We start from the raw sequence: 17,491 nt of genomic DNA on the forward strand, positions 1-17,491 counted from the left end.
GAAAGCTTATAATTAATAATGGACTTTTGTAAAATAAAGACCTTCAGGGGGCGCAGTAGGTCCGCCTTTTTCACGGGATTTAGCATCAAAAGCAGTTTTAAAATCTTGGACAGACCATTTTTCTTGTCCAACCATAGATAAGGTGCCCACAAAATTGCGGACTTGATGGTATAAAAAGGAAGGGGCGTGAAATTTAAAGTGGATCTCGTCACCTTGTTTTTCAATTGCAAGAGAAATTAATTGTCTGACGGGTGATCTTGCTTGACATCCTTTGGCACGAAAAGTAGAAAAATCATGAATGCCTACTAAAAGATTTGCTGCTTCTTGCATTAATTCAATATTTAACTTTTGGGGCACATGCCACACTTTATTGATATCAAGACCTGGCGGCGCTGCTCGATTTAAAATGCGATATAAATAACATCTTGATTTTGCTGAAAATCGTGCATGAAAATCAGGATCCATTTTTATTGTTTTAATAATACGAATAGGACGTTCTCTAATATAAAAATTAATGGCCATGGCGAGCCGATGCGGATCCCATTCTTTAGATAAATCGCAATGCGCTACTTGTCCAAAAGCATGTACACCGGCATCGGTTCGTCCAGCTCCATGAATACGAATTTTTTCTTGGCAAGCCAGATGTAAAGCATTTTCAATGGCAGTTTGAATGGCTAAGCCATTTTTTTGTGCTTGCCAGCCCGCAAATGATGTACCGTCATATTCAATAATTAATTTATAGCGATATAGTGATTTAACTTCATGTTGATACATCGTTATTTCTTGTCTGAACATAAAGTTAAATTACCATGTAAAAGAGTGCCTTTTTCAATATTAATACCACGTAAAAATTCCTCTGCTTTTAAAGGTTTTTTACCAGGCCGTTGAAGTTCTAAAATTTGAAGGGCATCTTGTGTACAAGCAATCGTTAATTGATTATCTAACACAAATCCAGGTAATTGATTATGCTCACATGAAACAAAACGTGCTTTAAGAGTTTTAATCATTTCGCCCTGATGCTCAAAATAACATCCAGGCCAAGGGGTAAAAGCACGAATGCGTGCTTCGAGCATTGCTGCAGGTTGATCCCACTTGATTTCACCTTGCTCTTTTTTTAATTTATGGGCATAGGTCACGCCTTCTTCAGGCTGAATAGTGGGCGTCAATTGATCAAATTTACTTAGTGTTTTCATAAGTAAATCAGCCCCCATTTGCGCCAATTCATCATGTAATTCTTGCGCATTTTTATGATCAATAGGAGTTGATTTTTTCAGCAGCATAGCGCCCGTATCAAGCCCTTCGTCCATTTGCATGATGGTGATACCCGTTTCTATGTCACCTGCTTCAATGGCGCGCTGAATGGGCGCAGCCCCTCGCCAGCGTGGTAACAATGAGCCGTGAATGTTGAGACAACCTTTCAAAGGTGCCTCTAAAATAGCTTTAGGTAATATAAGGCCATAGGCTGCAACGACACTTAAATCAAGAGAAAGATTTTTAAAAAATTCTTGTTCTTCGGGGGATCTAAGCGATTTCGGTGTATAAACAGGAATATTTTGACTTTCAGCAAAAATTTGAATAGGTGATTTTTGAATTTGATATCCACGTCCTTGGGGTTTGGGCGGTTGGGAATATACAGCTACAATTTCATGATTTGATTCAATCAATGCTTTTAAAGCAGGGAGAGCGAAATCAGGCGTTCCCATAAAGGCGATGCGCAATACTTTATTCCTTACAATTAATCATCGAAAGATTTGCCAAGCTCACGTCTGCGATTGATTTTTTTGATAAACATTTCGCGTCTTATTTTTGTGGCGTGATCAAGGGAAAGTATACCATCTAAATGATCAATTTCATGCTGTAAACATCTGCCCATATAATCTTCTTCAATGTCTGTTTCACACATTTTGCCATTTTCGTTAAGGTAACGAATTTTTACTTTTTCTGGACGCATCACTTCAACGCGTCCCCAAGGAATAGACATGCAGCCCTCTGCCATGGAAACCTCTTCTTCGGACGCCCAAATAATTTCGGGATTGACCATACGAAATTGACGCGTAGGGTCTTTACCATAAGAATCGTCGACAACAATAATACGTTTTAAAATACCAAATTGAGGTGCCGCATACCCACCAGCGGGTTTTTTATAAAGCATCTTTGTCATTTCGGCCATTAATTCTTTAATTTCCTTGTCAATAATTTTGACAGGCGCAGCCTTCATTTTCAAAATAGGATCTGGGAATAATACAATATTTAAATGGCTCATGAGATTTTCCTTCTTTCATCTTTAAGATGAGCAAAGTCAACTCAAATTTCAATAGAAAAATCTATTATTTTACTTTTTTTCCTTATTTTCTTTATCTTTTTTCAAAAGATGAAAATTTTGTATGATTATATTGAGTGGCTTGAATAGTTGTTTAGGGGTTGGTATAAGTAAAGGAGCTGAAAAAACAAAGACAAATCAATGCAACCCACCATACCTAACACAAATACATTTTCTCGTTTTCCGTTATTGCTCGTTTCGGGTATGTCGGGTGCTGGCATGTCATCAACCTTAAAACTTCTGGAAGATTTAGGATACGAAACGGTTGACAATCTACCTTTCAATCTTTTTAAAACATTAGTTGATGATCCATCCTTCATTGTTAAACCGATGGCAATTGGTGTTGACACACGAAACAGAGATTTTTCAGCACTCAATATTTTAGAAGAGGTTCAATTTTTAAAAAAACGCGCAGATTTATCACCTTCATTGTTATTTTTAGAATGCGATGATGATCGTTTGATTGAACGATTTAAAACAAACCGTAGACGACACCCACTCGCTATTGAAAAACCTATTCGCGAAGGCATTCAGATTGAACGTGTCTCTTTGGAATCTTTGAAGAACCAAGCTGATATTGTTATTGATACAACTTTTCTGGCAGTTAAAGATTTAAAACGTGTTTTGGAAGGTCATTATCGATTAAGTGATAAAGACATGATGATATCAGTTATTTCCTTTTCCTATCGTCGTGGTATACCGCGCGAAGCTGATCTTGTCATTGATGCCCGTTTTTTAAGTAATCCTTATTATGATCTTGAATTAAGGCCGCTTGATGGGCGTAATCCTAAAATTGCACATTTTATTCGTGAAGATAAGGATTATGAAAGTTTTTTGGGTAATCTTCAAAAGTTTTTAGAGCCTTTGCTGAATCGCTTTCAACAAGAGGGTAAAAGTTATTTAACTTTTGCCATTGGTTGCACGGGCGGTAGGCACCGTTCTGTTTTTGTGACTGAAGAACTAGGTTTTTGGCTTAAAAGTTTTGGGTGGCAAATTGTCATTCACCATCGTGATGTTGCTGTGGAGCATTTATAAATGATTGGTCTTATTTTTGTAACGCATGGCAATTTGGCGCGTGAATTTTTATCTGTTTTAGAACATGTTGTGGGGCCTCAAAAAAATATTGGTATTTTATGCATCCATCCTCAAGACGATATGGAGCAAAAAAGATTAGAGCTTCAGCATAAAATTACACAAGTAGATCAAGGAAAAGGCGTCATTATTTTAACAGATATGTTCGGTGGGACGCCTTCAAATATTGCGCTGACAACAATGCATAAGGATCAAGTCGAAGTATTGGCCGGTATGAATTTACCAATGCTTGTTAAATTAATGTCTTTGCGGGTTGATTATAGTTTAAAAGATGCTGTACATCATGCGCAAGAAGCGGGTAAGAAATATATTCATCTTGCATCAACATTGTTAAAGTAAATGTTTACGGGGAAAACAATCATTCGCAATCAAAAAGGCCTTCATGCGCGGGCTGCAGCTAAGCTTGTTGAAGTTGCAAATCAGTTTAAAGCAAATATTGAAATAGAGCGGAATGATACTAAAGTTTCAGCAGTTTCGATTATGGGGCTTTTAACCCTTGCTGCGTCAAATGGTGCCGAAGTAAAAATTCATGCTGAAGGCATTGAATCAAAAGAAGCGGTTCATGCAATCATTAAATTAATTGATGATAAATTTGGCGAAGTGCAATAAAATTTCTTATTGAAAATAAAAATTAAAAAACGTATGTTTAGTGTAACAACATAATAATTTTCTTTGGAGGAAAATATGAAGAAGCTACTCTTATTAACAATCGCAGTGACATTTTCATCTTTTGCATATGCAAATGAAGCAACTGAAACGACGCATGATGTGCGTATAGAAGCACGTAATCTAGGAAAAGGCCCAGATGGTAAAGAAATTATTCATTTCAAGCCAATAGACTTTAAACATTCTCATGTAAATCATCCACATAATGAAGAAGCTAAGAAGCTTTTAGCGCCTGGTTCAGATGCTGCTAAACATGATGCAAAAGTAGCAGCAGCAAAACCTAGCTTACATACGCTTCGTATGACGACAAAAAAGGGGCCAGATGGTAAGGTAACAACATCATCAAAAGTTATTGGTCATGATAATTCAGATAGCGAAGATAATGAAAAAGTAGAAACGCTGTTTAGCTCGTCTATTTTTAGTAACTTGGGAAGTCATATTAAGCCTGCCCTTCCTTATATCGGTGCCTCAAATTAATTGAAAAGGTGGCTTCGGCCACCTACTTATCTATTTTATCTTGTGATTTCAATGATTTTAAAGACGCTAACAACCACCCAATAATGAACCATAAAAGCGCCATGCGCCAATTATTGAAAAAGCTACGTGTTGGTAAAAATGGAAAAAATGAAATAATAAAACAAGTTACAAGACCTATTTGAATCGGTAGATTTTGCCAAAGAGGATATAATTTAATCATTTTATATATCCATGTCGCCAATAAAATCAAAATAATAAAAACGCCAATAATGCCGGTTTCAACTAAAAGCTCAACATAAAAATTGTGTGAATGAAGACCACATCTTCTTTCTATATTATCTGTTGGTCCATATTTTGCTTCAACGCATTTTTTTTGAAAATTACGTATACCAACACCTAAAAGTGGATTTTCTAGAAAAATTTTAAAACTTCGTGTCCAAATTTGAATATAGTGCTCTTGGGAAGAAATGTTTATTTGTTCAGGGTTTTCTATTGCTAGTTGATTCTGCGCAGGTGGCGTTATATTGGGTTCTGCAATAGGTTGTTGTACGGGTGGCGTTAAAATAGGTTCTGCAACAGGTTGTTGTACGGGTGGTGTTAAAATAGGTTCTGGAACAGGTTTTTGCACAGGCGGTGTTAAGGTAGGTTCTGCAATAGGTTTTTGAACAGGCGGTGTTATATTGGGTTCTGTAACAGGTTGTTGTACGGGTGGTGTTAAAATAGGTTCTGCAACAGATTTTTGAACAGGTGGCGTTATATTGGGTTCTGCAATAGGTTTTTGTACGGGTGGTGTTAAAATTGGTTCTGCAATAGGTTCATTTTGTTTGTTAGGAAATAAATATAAAATAATTGCATTTAGTTGTATGGCTGTTTCAGTAAAGATTCTATCTTTTGTGACATGATTAAAAGATGCAATAAAAATGCTTGATGAAATGACAAGGATGCTTGTCATTGCCAGATACTTTCTTTTATTTTTCCATAAAAGGCCTGCGCTTATAAAGCCGATATATAAAAGTGGAATTTGTACACGTTCTCCAGATAAAATGATGGGCATTATTGTAAAAAACATTAAAAAAATGCCTAATATCGTATAAAAAATAGATTTTTTTTTCCATAAAAAATAGAGCGACACAAGTAATGCTGGATAAAGTAAATAATGAAGATATCCGCCGATTCGTAGATGGCGAATAGGACCTGTAAGCCTGTTCGTAACATGTTTTTGATACCCAAAAAGATCAACATCAAAGAAATATTGATAATACGTATCGATCATTGCAAATGTTAAAACAATGCTCAAAACAATCAAAAGATATTTTTGTAAATCAGGTTTCTCTGAAAGTGTATGTTCCAGCGCAATGCCGAAAAAAATAAAGCGGATAAAACCAACGCCATGTTTAAAGGCATCATTAAAATCGATGGCTATAAAACTGATGGCCATAATGTAAATCCAGAAAAATAAAGCGATTTGCACCCATTTTTCATGAATCCATCTAAAATCTTTTTTATATGCTGAGCGTATTAAAAATGCTACTGAAACAATGCTCAGCATGACATCTGTGATGCCTGCCCCTAAAAGAAGAAAAAGAGGAAAAAGACAGATGATATAATTTGGTATATTTGTTACTATTCTGTACATATTTCACCCTCTATAATCAGGGTATAATACCTAAAGACACAGCAAAGCGCAAAATTTTTTAAGGAATTTCGTTAAATGGCACCTATTCTTGGACTTAAAGACGCCTCACTTACTTTTGGCACACGTCCAATTTTTAATATGATCTCGTTGTTTTTAGATGAGGGTGACAGGGCTTGTCTTGTGGGACGCAATGGCGAAGGTAAGACGACTTTGCTGAATATTTTAGCGGGATTACAAGAACTTGATAAAGGTGAAAGGCAAATTTCACTCAATACACATTTAGCTTATGTACCACAAGTTCCTTTTTTTGATCATAACGCAAATGTTGCTGACTTTGTTGCAGAAGGCTTAGATGCGCACGAAACCAATGATCCGCATTTTAGCGCAAAGGATGATTACCGCGTTCAAATGATGATGGATGTCTTTAAAATGCGGCCGGATCAAAAATTATCAGAATTATCAGGGGGTGAATCGCGACGCGTGGCGCTTGCAAAAGCGCTGATATCAGAACCCAATATCTTATTGCTTGATGAACCAACCAATCATCTTGATATTGATGCCATTTTATGGCTTGAAAATTATTTAATAAATTTCAAAGGGGCGATGCTTGTTATAAGTCATGATCGATCATTCCTTAAAAAAATCACGAATAAAACATTTTGGCTTGATCGTGGGCAATTACGTACGCAATCACGTGGCTATCAATTTTTTGATGAATGGATGGATGATATCTATCGTATTGAAGAACAAACGCTTCATAAAATGGATCAAAAAATTAAGTCTGAGCTTTTATGGTTGCGCGAAGGATTAAGCGCGCGACGCAAACGCGATCAAGGTAGATTGCGCAAACTCAATAATATGCGCACAGAAAGACGAGAGCATTTACATAAAAAAGTGGGTGTTAAATTAGAAGCAAGTGAAGGTAAATTAGGTGGCAAAGCTGTTTGTGATATTATTAAATTACATAAAAGTTTTGATGATTTATGTATTGTACAGAATTTTGATTTAGAGATTCAACGTAAAGATCGCATTGGTATTGTAGGGCCTAATGGTATTGGTAAAACAAGCTTCTTAAAATTATTATTGGGTGAGCTCACCCCTGATCAAGGTAAAATAAAATGGGGTGTTGGTATTGAACCTCTTTATTTCGATCAAAAGCGAAATCAATTGAATGAGAATCTTACCTTATGGGAAACATTGTGTCCTACAGGTGGTGATTATGTTTCCATTAGTGGTAAGCCAAAACATGTGGTCGGGTACTTAAAAGATTTTTTATTTGATGAAAAACAAGCCCATCATTATGTTAAAACCCTTTCGGGTGGTGAAAAAAACAGACTTCTTTTAGCCAAACTTTTTACGCAACCCAGTAATATCATTATTCTAGATGAGCCCACTAATGATTTGGATATGGAAACGCTCGATCTTTTGGAAGAGATGATCGCTAATTATGAAGGAACTATTATTATTGTCAGTCATGATCGTGACTTCTTAGATCAAACAACGACCTATTTATTAGCTTTTGAAGGTAAAGGTAAAATATCTATTTTTGTAGGTGGATATAGCGATTATTTACAAAAGAAAACTGATGCTGAAAAATTAAATATATCAAAGGAAAAAGCGTCAAAGCAAAAATCAACTGAAAAAAAAGAAAATGTGACGCAAAGCCCAAAAGTTAAATTAAGTTATAATGATCAACGAGATCTTAAAGAATTACCTGGTAAAATCGACCAATTAAATATTTCAATAAAAACACTTGAGAAAAAACTTCAAGATCCGTATCTTTATAGCAGCAATCCAACCCTATTTGCTGAAACAAGCGCACAATTAGAAAAAGCACAAAAACAAGCACATGACGCTGAAGAAAGATTGCTCCATTTATTAATTTTAGAAGAAGAGCTTCATAAAAAGTGAAACCCCTTGATATAATATCGGCAATTTGTGTAATTGGACTTTGGGCCGGTAATTTTGTTGCGGCAAAATACATGCTTAATTATTGGCCACCTTTTTTTATGTCGGCTATTCGTTTTGGTGTAGTGGCTGTTTTACTTTTGCCTTTTGCGAAAATCCCCTATGGTGCTTTTAAAAAAATTTTTTATTTATCCTTTACTTTGGGTATTTTGCATTTTGGATTGATTATGGTTGGTTTAAAAGGCTTGGATGCTTCAACCTCCACCATTGCTGTCCAAGCGGGCGTACCTTTTAGTGTATTGCTAGCAAGTATTGTGCTAAAAGAAAAATTATATGCACATCAAATTGTAGGTATTTGTATTTCTTTTATTGGCTTCCTTGTATTGGTGGGTGAACCACAAATTTTTTCAAGATTAGGACCATTCTTAATTGTGGTTGCTGCAGCTTTTTTTTGGGCGATTGCTAACCTTCAATCACGCGGTCTTAAAGATATTAGTGGCTTTACACTGAATGCTTGGTTTGCCCTTTTCACGATGCCAGAATTATTAATTATGAGCTTTGTAACCGAAGATGGACAAATGGAAGGGTTGCTGGAAGCGGATTTAACAACTTATTTTTGTTTAATGTATACCGTTGTGATGTCAACGATTGTGGCTTACGGCATGTGGTATCGATTATTATCGAAATATCCAGTGAGTCAAGTAGCACCGTTTAACATGCTGAGTCCTTTTTTTGGCGCCCTTTTTGGTGTTTTATTTTACAATGAATCAATGACATGGTTGAAAATTATAGGCGCTGTTGTAATTGTTGCAGGTGTGTCAGTTCTTGTGTTTTATAAACCGAAACAAAAATCATAACTATTCATCTTATGGGCAAATTTGTCGTCAAGTCTGCGCCTTCCAGTACTCATGTACTTTAGTACATTCCGTGCCGGTTCTCGACTTTTCTAAACTTTGCCTCATAATCTGGATAGTTAGCAATTAAATTTTTAGGAACTAATATGAGTTCAATTATTAAATATCCATCACCCAATTTTAATGAAAGACCAAAAAACGCTCAAATTTCTTTGATAATTCTCCATTATACCGAAATGGCCCCTGTTCAGGGGGCTATTGATCGTTTGTGTGATCCCGAAGCAAAAGTAAGTGCTCATTATTTAATTGAACAAAATGGTCAAATATATCAACTTATTGAGGATAAACACCGCGCTTGGCATGCAGGTATTTCATCATGGCAAGGATGTGAAGATGTCAATAATATCTCGATCGGTATTGAATTAGACCATCCAGGACATATATCTTCAGCGCCTTATCCTAAAATATTAATGGCGTCATTGCTGAAATTGATTAAATTTCTTTGTGTAAAACACAAGATTAATAAAAAACAAATTTGGGGACATTCGGATATTGCGCCTGATCGTAAAATTGATCCTGGTGAATTTTTTGATTGGCAATTTTTAGCGCAACATGGTTTTGGGATGTGGTTTGAAGAACAGGATGTTAATGATTTAATTATGGATAAGCAACAAGCGATTGTTTGGCTTCAACAAATCGGATATGAAGTTGATGAATCTCAATCTTTAGAAAATGTTATAAAAGCTTTTCAGCGTCATTTTTATCAAGAAAATATCACAGGTGCATTAGATCTTAAAACTTATTGTCGATTGGGTCTTTTAATTCAACAAAACTTTCGCTAGACTTTTACATAAAGATTAGACTTCTTTCGAAACTCGCTGGTGTGAGGCAAGTAATAGGAAGTTTGGCACGGAAGACCACAATGTATCCTTATATACATGAGGATCTGAGTACCAAAATGACGCATTAATTGACCACAACAGTAGAGTTTCGAAAGAAGTCTATTATACTTAGTGACCTCCCGGATAAATGAGGAGGTAATAATGAGGCAAATTGCCAAAAGAAGTGGGGAAATACCATGAAAAAGCTTTATATAACCCTTTTAACGGGTCTCTTTTGCGCGAGCTTTTCAACAAATTCATTTTCATATGAGCGTTATGCACTTGATAAGGTGCTCATGACTAAAAAATGTGCGACAAGTTATCAAACCTGTGATTTAAAACGTGCTGATTTACGTGGACGTAAGCTCAATAAACTTTATGCAAGACGTGCTAAAATGTCTGGAGCGCAATTACAATATGCGAATCTTAGGGGTGCCGATTTAAGACATGCTCATCTTGATTTTGCTAATTTATCAGGTGCAGATTTAACAAATGCTGATTTGCGTGGTGCATATTTACATGATGCTAATGTATCAGGTGCTATTTTCAAAGGTGCATTACTTGATAAAGCTAATCTTCGTAAAGTAGACGCACGTGATGCCCATTTCAAAAACGCTAAAATACGTAAAGCCAATCTCAATCATGGTGATTTCAGAGATGCTGATTTTACAGGTGTCAATATGCGCCGCACAAAACAACATGGCGCGAATTTTAGGGGCGCTATTTTCAAAGGTACAAGGCAACATCAAATTCATCAACCTCATAACACATTATTTGATCCTTCTAAAAAGCGTCTTCATGTACCAGTACATGTAAGATTAGTGCACGCAATACACAGACAAAAACAGTAATATAGTGAAATGACTTAAAATTGATACATCGTCAAACCTTTCTCATGTAGGAAGAGACTATACATCGCGCGTCATTTCTTGTTTAAATTTCAAGTCATTTCACTATAAATAAATTTATTACTAAATATTTTTTTCTGGTTTAAGGCGTTCGTTTTTCGAACGCTTTTTTATTTATAGTCGATAGACATTGGAAGGATACATCGTCATGCCTTGCTCATGTATATAGGGATACACTTCGCTCGTGTTCCTTGTCTACTTCTCAAGTCTATCGACTATAGCCAAGTTTTATGTGTAATGCGCGGAATCTTAAATCGTTAAAATGCAATCCTTTTGAAATTTCCTTAGAAACGAAATTTAACCAGTTTAAATATTAAATTTATCAAATAGGCTTAGGTCTTGCTTCCTGCCTTTTTAATATTTTTTAGCTCGGTTAAAATAATTCAGATTTCAATTTTATATGCTTTATTAAATTGATATTATTGGCATATCTCTCTAGATCCTTGCTCACGCACGATATAAACATGTGAGAAAGCCTAGAAAGAAAATTAAATAACATGTATTTAAATACATGAATCTAAAGCACGAACCTAATGACGCATTTACCCATAATTGGGTTATTAAAAAGGCCCTTTTGAAGGCCTCACAAAAAGGGAGAGCACAATGGTTAAAAATCAAACACCAACTCAAAATAATAATGTTTCTGCGCCTAAGAAAAATGATAAAAAGAAAGTTGCTCTTGCTCTTCAAGGTGGCGGTGCTCATGGCGCTTTTACCTGGGGTGTTTTGGATCGTTTATTTGAAGATGGACGCTTTGAAATTGAAGGCCTAAGTGGAACGAGCGCTGGTGGCATGAATGCTGTTGCTGCGGCCCAAGGGCTTGTTAAAGGTGGCAACCAAGGTGCTCGTGATTCACTTAATCATTTTTGGGAAAAAATTAGTGAATCTTCACGTCATAGCCCTTTAAAACCAGGTCCTATTGATCGTTTTCAAGGCAAATGGACGATGAATCAATCACCTTTTTTTGTTGCTTTCGAATATATGACACGGATGTTTTCGCCTTATGAGTTCAATCCTTTCGATACAAACCCTTTACGTGATGTCGTTAAAGAGCTTTTTGATTTTCCACTCTTAAACAAGACAATCTTTCCTAAAGTCTTTTTAGCAGCAACCCATGTCTATACGGGTAAAGTAAAAGTTTTTGGGAATGAAGATTTAAAATCTGAATGTGTTTTAGCGTCAGCTTGCTTGCCTTTCTTACACCGCGCTGTTGACGTTGATGGTGAATTTTATTGGGATGGCGGTTTTATCGGTAATCCTGTTTTATTTCCATTAATCGATAATTGCCCAACATCAGATATTATTCTTGTGCGTATCAATCCTATTACACGTCCAACTTTACCAACACATGCACGTGATATTCTCGATAGGTTGAATGAAATCACCAGTAATGCGTCTATGATTCGTGAAATGCGCGCAATTGCCTTTATCACCAAATTAATCGATGATGGCAAAATTACCGATGGTTCCTTAAAACGTTTATTTATGCATGATATTGCTGCTGAAGACGAATTCCAACAACTTGGTTTCTCAAGTAAACTAAATGCTGAATGGGATTTCTTAACGCATCTTAAAGAAGTTGGTCGTAATGTCACTGATACATGGATCAAAAAGAATTTTGATAAAATTGGCAAAGAATCGTCAGGCAACATTTACGAAGAATTTATGTGATAATTATAATGTGTTTGCTTTTATTGTCGATAGACTTGAGAAGCAAACAAGGAATGAGGAGCGAAGTGTAGTTTCTTCCTGCGTGAGAAATGAATGACGCTCTATTAACCAAAATGGAAAATACTATAATTGACACTTTGCCACCTTTTGCGTGTCGTGTACATTTCCTATTGAATTAAAATCATATCATTTAATTCAATAGGATAGCCCTGGTTTTGTTTTTTGTCTGGCAGATTGAGGCTTTTTATATGAGAAACGATTAACGCTCACATTTAAATGAGAATTTTTCCCTTCACTTACACAAATTTAGCAGTTTTTAATCCGCATATCCTTTAGCGAGATTTTTATTACAGATACTTATAAAAGTACTTTTGTTTACTCCTTTATGAAGTGTATCTTTGTATGGTTTCTCGCCTTTTTTTATAAGTTTTTCATATATATAAGCCGTTGTAGCAAGTCCTCCACTCGTTACAGATTGCCATATATCCGAACATCTATCTGCAAAAGCATTGAGTGATATGAATGTGAAAAGAGAAAGTAGAATAGCTGTTTTTTTATAATTTCCTCCTACATGTTTATACCTATAATTCTATCAGATTGTACAATAAAAAAAATAACAAAATAAATTTTATATTCAAATATATCATCAATATTTTTCAATTAAGAAAAGTTAACTATATAATGAAATTATTTTTAATATTTTGTCTTATAAAATATCTTAGAATGCATTTGGTGTCACTTATAGGTAATGATATGGAAGCAGAGAGCTAGGGAATATTGCTGCGTCTGAAGTAATGTGAAATATCAATAAACTCTAAAAGTGACGCCATAGAAATGACGGAAATTTCTCACATTTTATGTTTAGCTTGAAAATATAAATATAATTCGTTATAAGATTACAAACATACACAGTAATAATTGGGATCAAAAATGCGAATTTTAGGGGCACTCGCTGGCGGCGCTCATGGTGGTGCTGAAACGTTTTATACTAGGTTAATGATTGCATTACATGAATCTGGTATTCAAACACATGCTATTTTACGTCTTTTTGATGCGCGTATTGAACAATTTAAAGAAAAAAACTTACCTTATACAGCGGCACCTTTTGGTGGTCTGTTTGATTTTCAAACAAAACGAATTTTTAAAGAGCAAATAAAAAAAATTGATCCTCAGATTGTTTTAACTTTTATGAATCGTGCGACTGTAAAATGCCCTCGCAGTAAAAATGATAATTTTGTTCAATTAGCACGATTGGGTGGTTATTATAATTTAAAATATTATAAAAAGGCTGATTATCTCATAGCGCTAACGCACGATATTTACGATTATATTATTCAAAATGGATGGCCAAAAGAAAAAGTACATTATTTGCCTAATTTTGCTGTTCAGATACCCGGCACCCCCATTAATCGTCAAGATCTTGATACGCCTGACGATGTGCCTCTTCTTGTCACTTTAGCGCGCCTCCATGACGCAAAAGCCATTGATGTGCTGTTACACGCCATGACTCAAGTAAAAGATGCCTACCTATGGATTGCGGGCGAAGGTCCTCTACGTCAAGAACTTGAATCACTCATGAATTCTTTAGGATTGCAAAATCGAGTTCGCTTTTTAGGTTGGCGTCAAGATATTCCTGATTTAATTGCAACATCCGATATGGTTGTATTTCCATCCCGTTACGAGCCACATGGAACAGTTGTCCTTGAAGCGTGGATGCACGAACGACCACTTATTGCTGCAGCAAGTAAAGGCCCTGCAGGTCTTGTAAATGATGGCGAAAACGGTCTTTTAGTTCCCATAAATGATGCAGATTCACTTGCAAAGGCAATTCAAAAAGTGCTGAATTCTTCAGAACTCGCCGCTAATTTAGTAATTCAGGGCAAAGAAACTTACACAAAACACCATTCTCAAAAAGCAGTTTTATCGCAATACACTGAATTCTTTCAAAAAGTTGTTCAAAAGACTTCGTAAATCTTGACAATAAACCATTGAAATGGTCTAATATTATATTAACGCTCTAAAAAGACTGGAATTTTTTTTTAGAACATTTTATAATAAATAAAAACATCCTCTTAATGATAAGCATTAAAAAGGTGAATGGAGGAACAAAAATTGACAAGATCAGAGCTTATTTCAAAACTGTCGAAAATTAATCCGCAACTCTATCAACAAGACTTAGAAAAAGTTGTGGTAACTATTTTTGATGAAATCATGTCAGCCCTTGCACGCGGTGATCGTGTTGAGCTTCGTGGTTTTGGCACTTTTTCAGTTAAAACGCGTGAAGCGCGTCTTGCACGCAATCCACGCACAGGCGAATCTGTTAAAGTAAAACCCAAAGCAACGCCGGCTTTTAGAATGGGTAAAGAATTGCGTGAAAGATTAAATATTAAGTAATACTTAAAATTACTTCAGGATGTGTGCGGATTGATAAAGTTGTACAAGCTATAATTGTATCTTGTGTTTAATTGAAAATCTTAAAATCTGTCGCGTTCACTTTGAAGGGTTATAAAGTATCGCAATTATATGATCAAATTGCATGGTGAAACTTTGCGTTCATTCTGTCTGGATATGTAGTATTTTTTGGGTTAAGCGTAAGAATGAGGCATGAAGTGTAGTCTCTTCTAATCTACGGGACAATTTTTAATTTTAGATTCCCTGTTTGATTCCCACAGCACTGTTTTCCTGAACGCGTTGAAGCGAAGCTTCATACGCAGATTTAGGATCTAAAACGAAATTCATGCTCCTATGAGCATGATTCTAAAGTTTTTTAAGCATGCCATGATCTTTGATCATGATTATTATTGGACCCTGAATCGGCATTCGAGTCCTTTGGACTCTCACTGGTTCAGGGAAACAGATGGGTTGTTGGTAGATTTAGCCGCAAACTATATTTTTGTCCGGTAGATTGAGTTTCTTCTTACATAAGAAACAAAAGATGCTCTATTAAGCAAAATAAAAAATATTATAAAACTCCTCGAAAATTTTAATGACCTCTAATTATTAATAAAGCTCGCATAATAATTCGTCGATAAATTATCACAAAACGACCATTTTTCATTGATCGGATTAAATTTCATCCCTTGAAGGGTACTGATATTTAAATTATTTTGACGCATTATATGTGAAAGCTCAGAAGGTTTAATAAATTTTGACCATTGGTGTGTTCCTACAGGTATTAACTTCAAAAGATATTCTGCGCCTATAATGGCTTTAAGATATGATAATGGCGTTCGATTCAAGGTTGAAATAATGAGTAATCCAGTGGGTTTTAATAATTTTGATAAAAGAGAAATAAATAATTCAAGCGAATCTACATGCTCTAAAATTTCGCTTGCAATAATAACATCAAATTGATTATTTGGATTAAAATCCTCTAAAGATGTAGCATGATAATTTATCTCTAAATCTTGTTCTTCTGCATGCTTTTGGGCAATGTCTATAAGTGATTTTGTCGCATCAATGCCTGCCACATTGGCGCCTAACCGGCATAAGGGTTCACTTAAAATGCCCCCGCCGCATCCAACATCTAAAATATGTAAATTTTCAAAAGGTTTAAAATCTAGCATAATGGGCTTTAAATGTTTTTGAATCTCTTGTTTAATAAATGAAATACGTAAAGGATTCAAGAGATGTAAAGGTCTTGATGATCCTTTAGGATCCCACCAATCCTTAGCCATTTGTGAAAAATGCGCTATTTCACGCGGTGAAATTGTTTGTGTATTTTGCATGATTCATATTATTTTCAGTTAAAGCACTTCAGAAAATGCTTATTTTATGGAATAATCGGACTAAGTATAGTTTTTTTTATCTAAAACGAAAAGGCATTAATTGAATGGCACGTATTGTGCAAAAATTTGGGGGCAGCTCTGTTGCGAATTTAGACAGAATCATGCATGTTGCCCATCTTGTAAAACGCGAAGTTGATGCTGGTAATGAAGTAGCTGTTGTGGTGTCTGCAATGGCAGGCGTTACCAACCAATTGGTTGAATTAGTCCAAAAAGTAAGCCCTTTTTATGATTTGCGTGAACATGATGTAGTTGTATCATCGGGAGAGCAAATAACAGCTGGTCTTTTATCACTCGTTTTGCAAAGCATGGGTATTCAGGCACGATCCTGGCTCGCATGGCAATTGCCTGTTTTGACAGATGAATCACATTCAAAAGCGCGTATTCAATTGATTCGTGCAGATTTATTAAAAGAAGAACTTTCAAATAACAAAGTTGCCGTGTTAACAGGGTTTCAAGGTATTACTGAAGATAAACGCATTACAACGTTAGGACGTGGTGGATCAGATACATCTGCTGTTGCATTAGCTGCTGTTCTTAAAGCTGATTTTTGTGATATTTATACAGATGTAGATGGTATTTATACAGCTGACCCTAATATTGTTTCAAAAGCACGTAAAATTGATAAAATAACATTCGAAGAAATGCTTGAATTTGCGTCACAAGGCGCTAAAGTTCTTCAAACCAATTCTGTGGAGATGGCCATGCGTCATAATGTGCGCGTTCGTGTTCGTTCAAGTTTTTCAGATGTGCCCGGTACATGGGTTGTTGATGAAAGCGAAATTCTCGATCATGCGCCTGTTTCAGGCATTGCCCATAGTAGGGACGAGGCTAAAATTACATTGGTTGATTTAATTGATCATCCCTCATCTTTTGAAAAAATTTTTACGCCCCTTTCCGAAGCGCATATTAATGTGGATATGATTGTCAAAAATATTTCGACAAGTGCTGGCAAAATTGATTTAACATTTACAGTGTCGAAGGGTGATCTTGAACGCACGCTTTATGTCCTAGAACAAAGACTTACTGAAAATGTTTTCGATAAAATTAATTTTGATCCAGATGTTGCTAAGGTCTCGGTCATTGGGCTCGGCATGAAAAGTCATGCAGGTATTGCAAGCACAATGTTTAAGACGCTCTCTGAAAAAGGGATACCGATTTATGTTATCTCAACATCAGAGGTCAAAATCAGCGTGTTAATTGCCGAGGAATATTTAGAATTGGCTGTTAGAGCATTACATGCAGCGTATAATTTGGATGCGCATTAGATGTAACTACCCACTCTATGAGCAA

At 35.8% G+C, this 17,491-nt stretch carries 17 protein-coding genes; 12 read left to right on the forward strand and 5 right to left on the reverse strand.

All coding sequences use genetic code 11. The features are described from left to right. Window positions 1-12: 12 nt before the first annotated feature. Genes truA through def form a run of 3 tightly spaced genes read right to left on the reverse strand, consistent with a single transcriptional unit; the run spans window position 13 to window position 2,263 of the window. A complete protein-coding gene (truA, locus tag Q8L85_05140; protein MDP1724070.1) occupies window positions 13-795 on the reverse strand; it encodes a tRNA pseudouridine(38-40) synthase TruA in 783 nt (260 codons plus the stop codon). After that, window positions 777-1,718, reverse strand: a complete 942-nt coding sequence (gene fmt, locus Q8L85_05145; GenBank protein ID MDP1724071.1) for a methionyl-tRNA formyltransferase — start codon at window positions 1,716-1,718, stop codon at window positions 777-779. Before fmt ends, truA begins: the two co-directional genes overlap by 19 nt. Before the next feature lie 17 nt (window positions 1,719-1,735). Beyond that, window positions 1,736-2,263, reverse strand: a complete 528-nt coding sequence (def, locus tag Q8L85_05150; protein ID MDP1724072.1) for a peptide deformylase — start codon at window positions 2,261-2,263, stop codon at window positions 1,736-1,738. A gap of 198 nt (window positions 2,264-2,461) precedes the next feature. On the opposite strand from def, the gene rapZ reads away from it, so the two are divergent. The 4 genes from rapZ (at window position 2,462) to Q8L85_05170 (ending at window position 4,555) form a co-directional block, all read left to right on the forward strand. Continuing rightward, window positions 2,462-3,355: an RNase adapter RapZ gene (gene rapZ, locus Q8L85_05155; protein ID MDP1724073.1), complete on the forward strand. Its 894-nt coding sequence runs from the start codon at window positions 2,462-2,464 to the stop codon at window positions 3,353-3,355. Further along, entirely contained in the window at window positions 3,356-3,751 is a 396-nt protein-coding gene (locus tag Q8L85_05160; protein MDP1724074.1) for a PTS sugar transporter subunit IIA, read from the forward strand. Continuing rightward, complete coding sequence (locus tag Q8L85_05165) at window positions 3,752-4,021, forward strand: HPr family phosphocarrier protein (GenBank protein ID MDP1724075.1); 270 nt, start codon at window positions 3,752-3,754, stop codon at window positions 4,019-4,021. A 75-nt stretch (window positions 4,022-4,096) separates the two neighbouring features. After that, on the forward strand, window positions 4,097-4,555 hold the full coding sequence (locus tag Q8L85_05170) for a hypothetical protein (protein MDP1724076.1): 459 nt from the start codon (window positions 4,097-4,099) through the stop codon (window positions 4,553-4,555). A 22-nt stretch (window positions 4,556-4,577) separates the two neighbouring features. Here Q8L85_05170 and Q8L85_05175 read toward each other — a convergent pair whose 3' ends face one another. After that, complete coding sequence (locus Q8L85_05175) at window positions 4,578-6,191, reverse strand: O-antigen ligase family protein (protein MDP1724077.1); 1,614 nt, start codon at window positions 6,189-6,191, stop codon at window positions 4,578-4,580. 75 nt (window positions 6,192-6,266) lie between these two features. On the opposite strand from Q8L85_05175, the gene Q8L85_05180 reads away from it, so the two are divergent. From Q8L85_05180 to ihfB, 7 genes are all read left to right on the forward strand, one after another. Then, complete coding sequence (locus Q8L85_05180; protein MDP1724078.1) at window positions 6,267-8,102, forward strand: ATP-binding cassette domain-containing protein; 1,836 nt, start codon at window positions 6,267-6,269, stop codon at window positions 8,100-8,102. Next, entirely contained in the window at window positions 8,099-8,956 is an 858-nt protein-coding gene (locus Q8L85_05185) for an EamA family transporter (protein ID MDP1724079.1), read from the forward strand. The genes Q8L85_05180 and Q8L85_05185 overlap by 4 nt, the downstream gene beginning before the upstream one ends. Window positions 8,957-9,099: 143 nt before the next feature. Then, a complete protein-coding gene (locus tag Q8L85_05190; protein ID MDP1724080.1) occupies window positions 9,100-9,795 on the forward strand; it encodes an N-acetylmuramoyl-L-alanine amidase in 696 nt (231 codons plus the stop codon). Window positions 9,796-10,031: 236 nt separating this feature from the next. Then, the gene (locus tag Q8L85_05195; GenBank protein MDP1724081.1) at window positions 10,032-10,685 is read left to right on the forward strand and encodes a pentapeptide repeat-containing protein; all 654 of its coding nucleotides are present in this window, start codon (window positions 10,032-10,034) and stop codon (window positions 10,683-10,685) included. 660 nt (window positions 10,686-11,345) lie between these two features. After that, window positions 11,346-12,413 carry a patatin-like phospholipase family protein gene (locus tag Q8L85_05200; protein ID MDP1724082.1) on the forward strand — a complete coding sequence of 356 codons (1,068 nt, stop codon included), beginning with the start codon at window positions 11,346-11,348 and terminating at the stop codon, window positions 12,411-12,413. A 930-nt stretch (window positions 12,414-13,343) separates the two neighbouring features. Further along, window positions 13,344-14,384, forward strand: a complete 1,041-nt coding sequence (locus Q8L85_05205; GenBank protein ID MDP1724083.1) for a glycosyltransferase — start codon at window positions 13,344-13,346, stop codon at window positions 14,382-14,384. 141 nt (window positions 14,385-14,525) lie between these two features. Continuing rightward, on the forward strand, window positions 14,526-14,807 hold the full coding sequence (gene ihfB, locus Q8L85_05210) for an integration host factor subunit beta (GenBank protein ID MDP1724084.1): 282 nt from the start codon (window positions 14,526-14,528) through the stop codon (window positions 14,805-14,807). A 599-nt stretch (window positions 14,808-15,406) separates the two neighbouring features. On the opposite strand, the gene ubiG is transcribed toward ihfB, so the two are convergent. Then, complete coding sequence (gene ubiG, locus Q8L85_05215) at window positions 15,407-16,141, reverse strand: bifunctional 2-polyprenyl-6-hydroxyphenol methylase/3-demethylubiquinol 3-O-methyltransferase UbiG (protein ID MDP1724085.1); 735 nt, start codon at window positions 16,139-16,141, stop codon at window positions 15,407-15,409. 104 nt (window positions 16,142-16,245) lie between these two features. Here ubiG and Q8L85_05220 point away from each other — a divergent pair, with 104 nt between their 5' ends. Continuing rightward, window positions 16,246-17,466, forward strand: a complete 1,221-nt coding sequence (locus Q8L85_05220; GenBank protein ID MDP1724086.1) for an aspartate kinase — start codon at window positions 16,246-16,248, stop codon at window positions 17,464-17,466. The last annotated feature ends 25 nt before the right edge of the window (window positions 17,467-17,491 follow it).

It is taken from the genome of Alphaproteobacteria bacterium (assembly GCA_030680745.1).
Taxonomy (GTDB): domain Bacteria; phylum Pseudomonadota; class Alphaproteobacteria; order JAUXUR01; family JAUXUR01; genus JAUXUR01.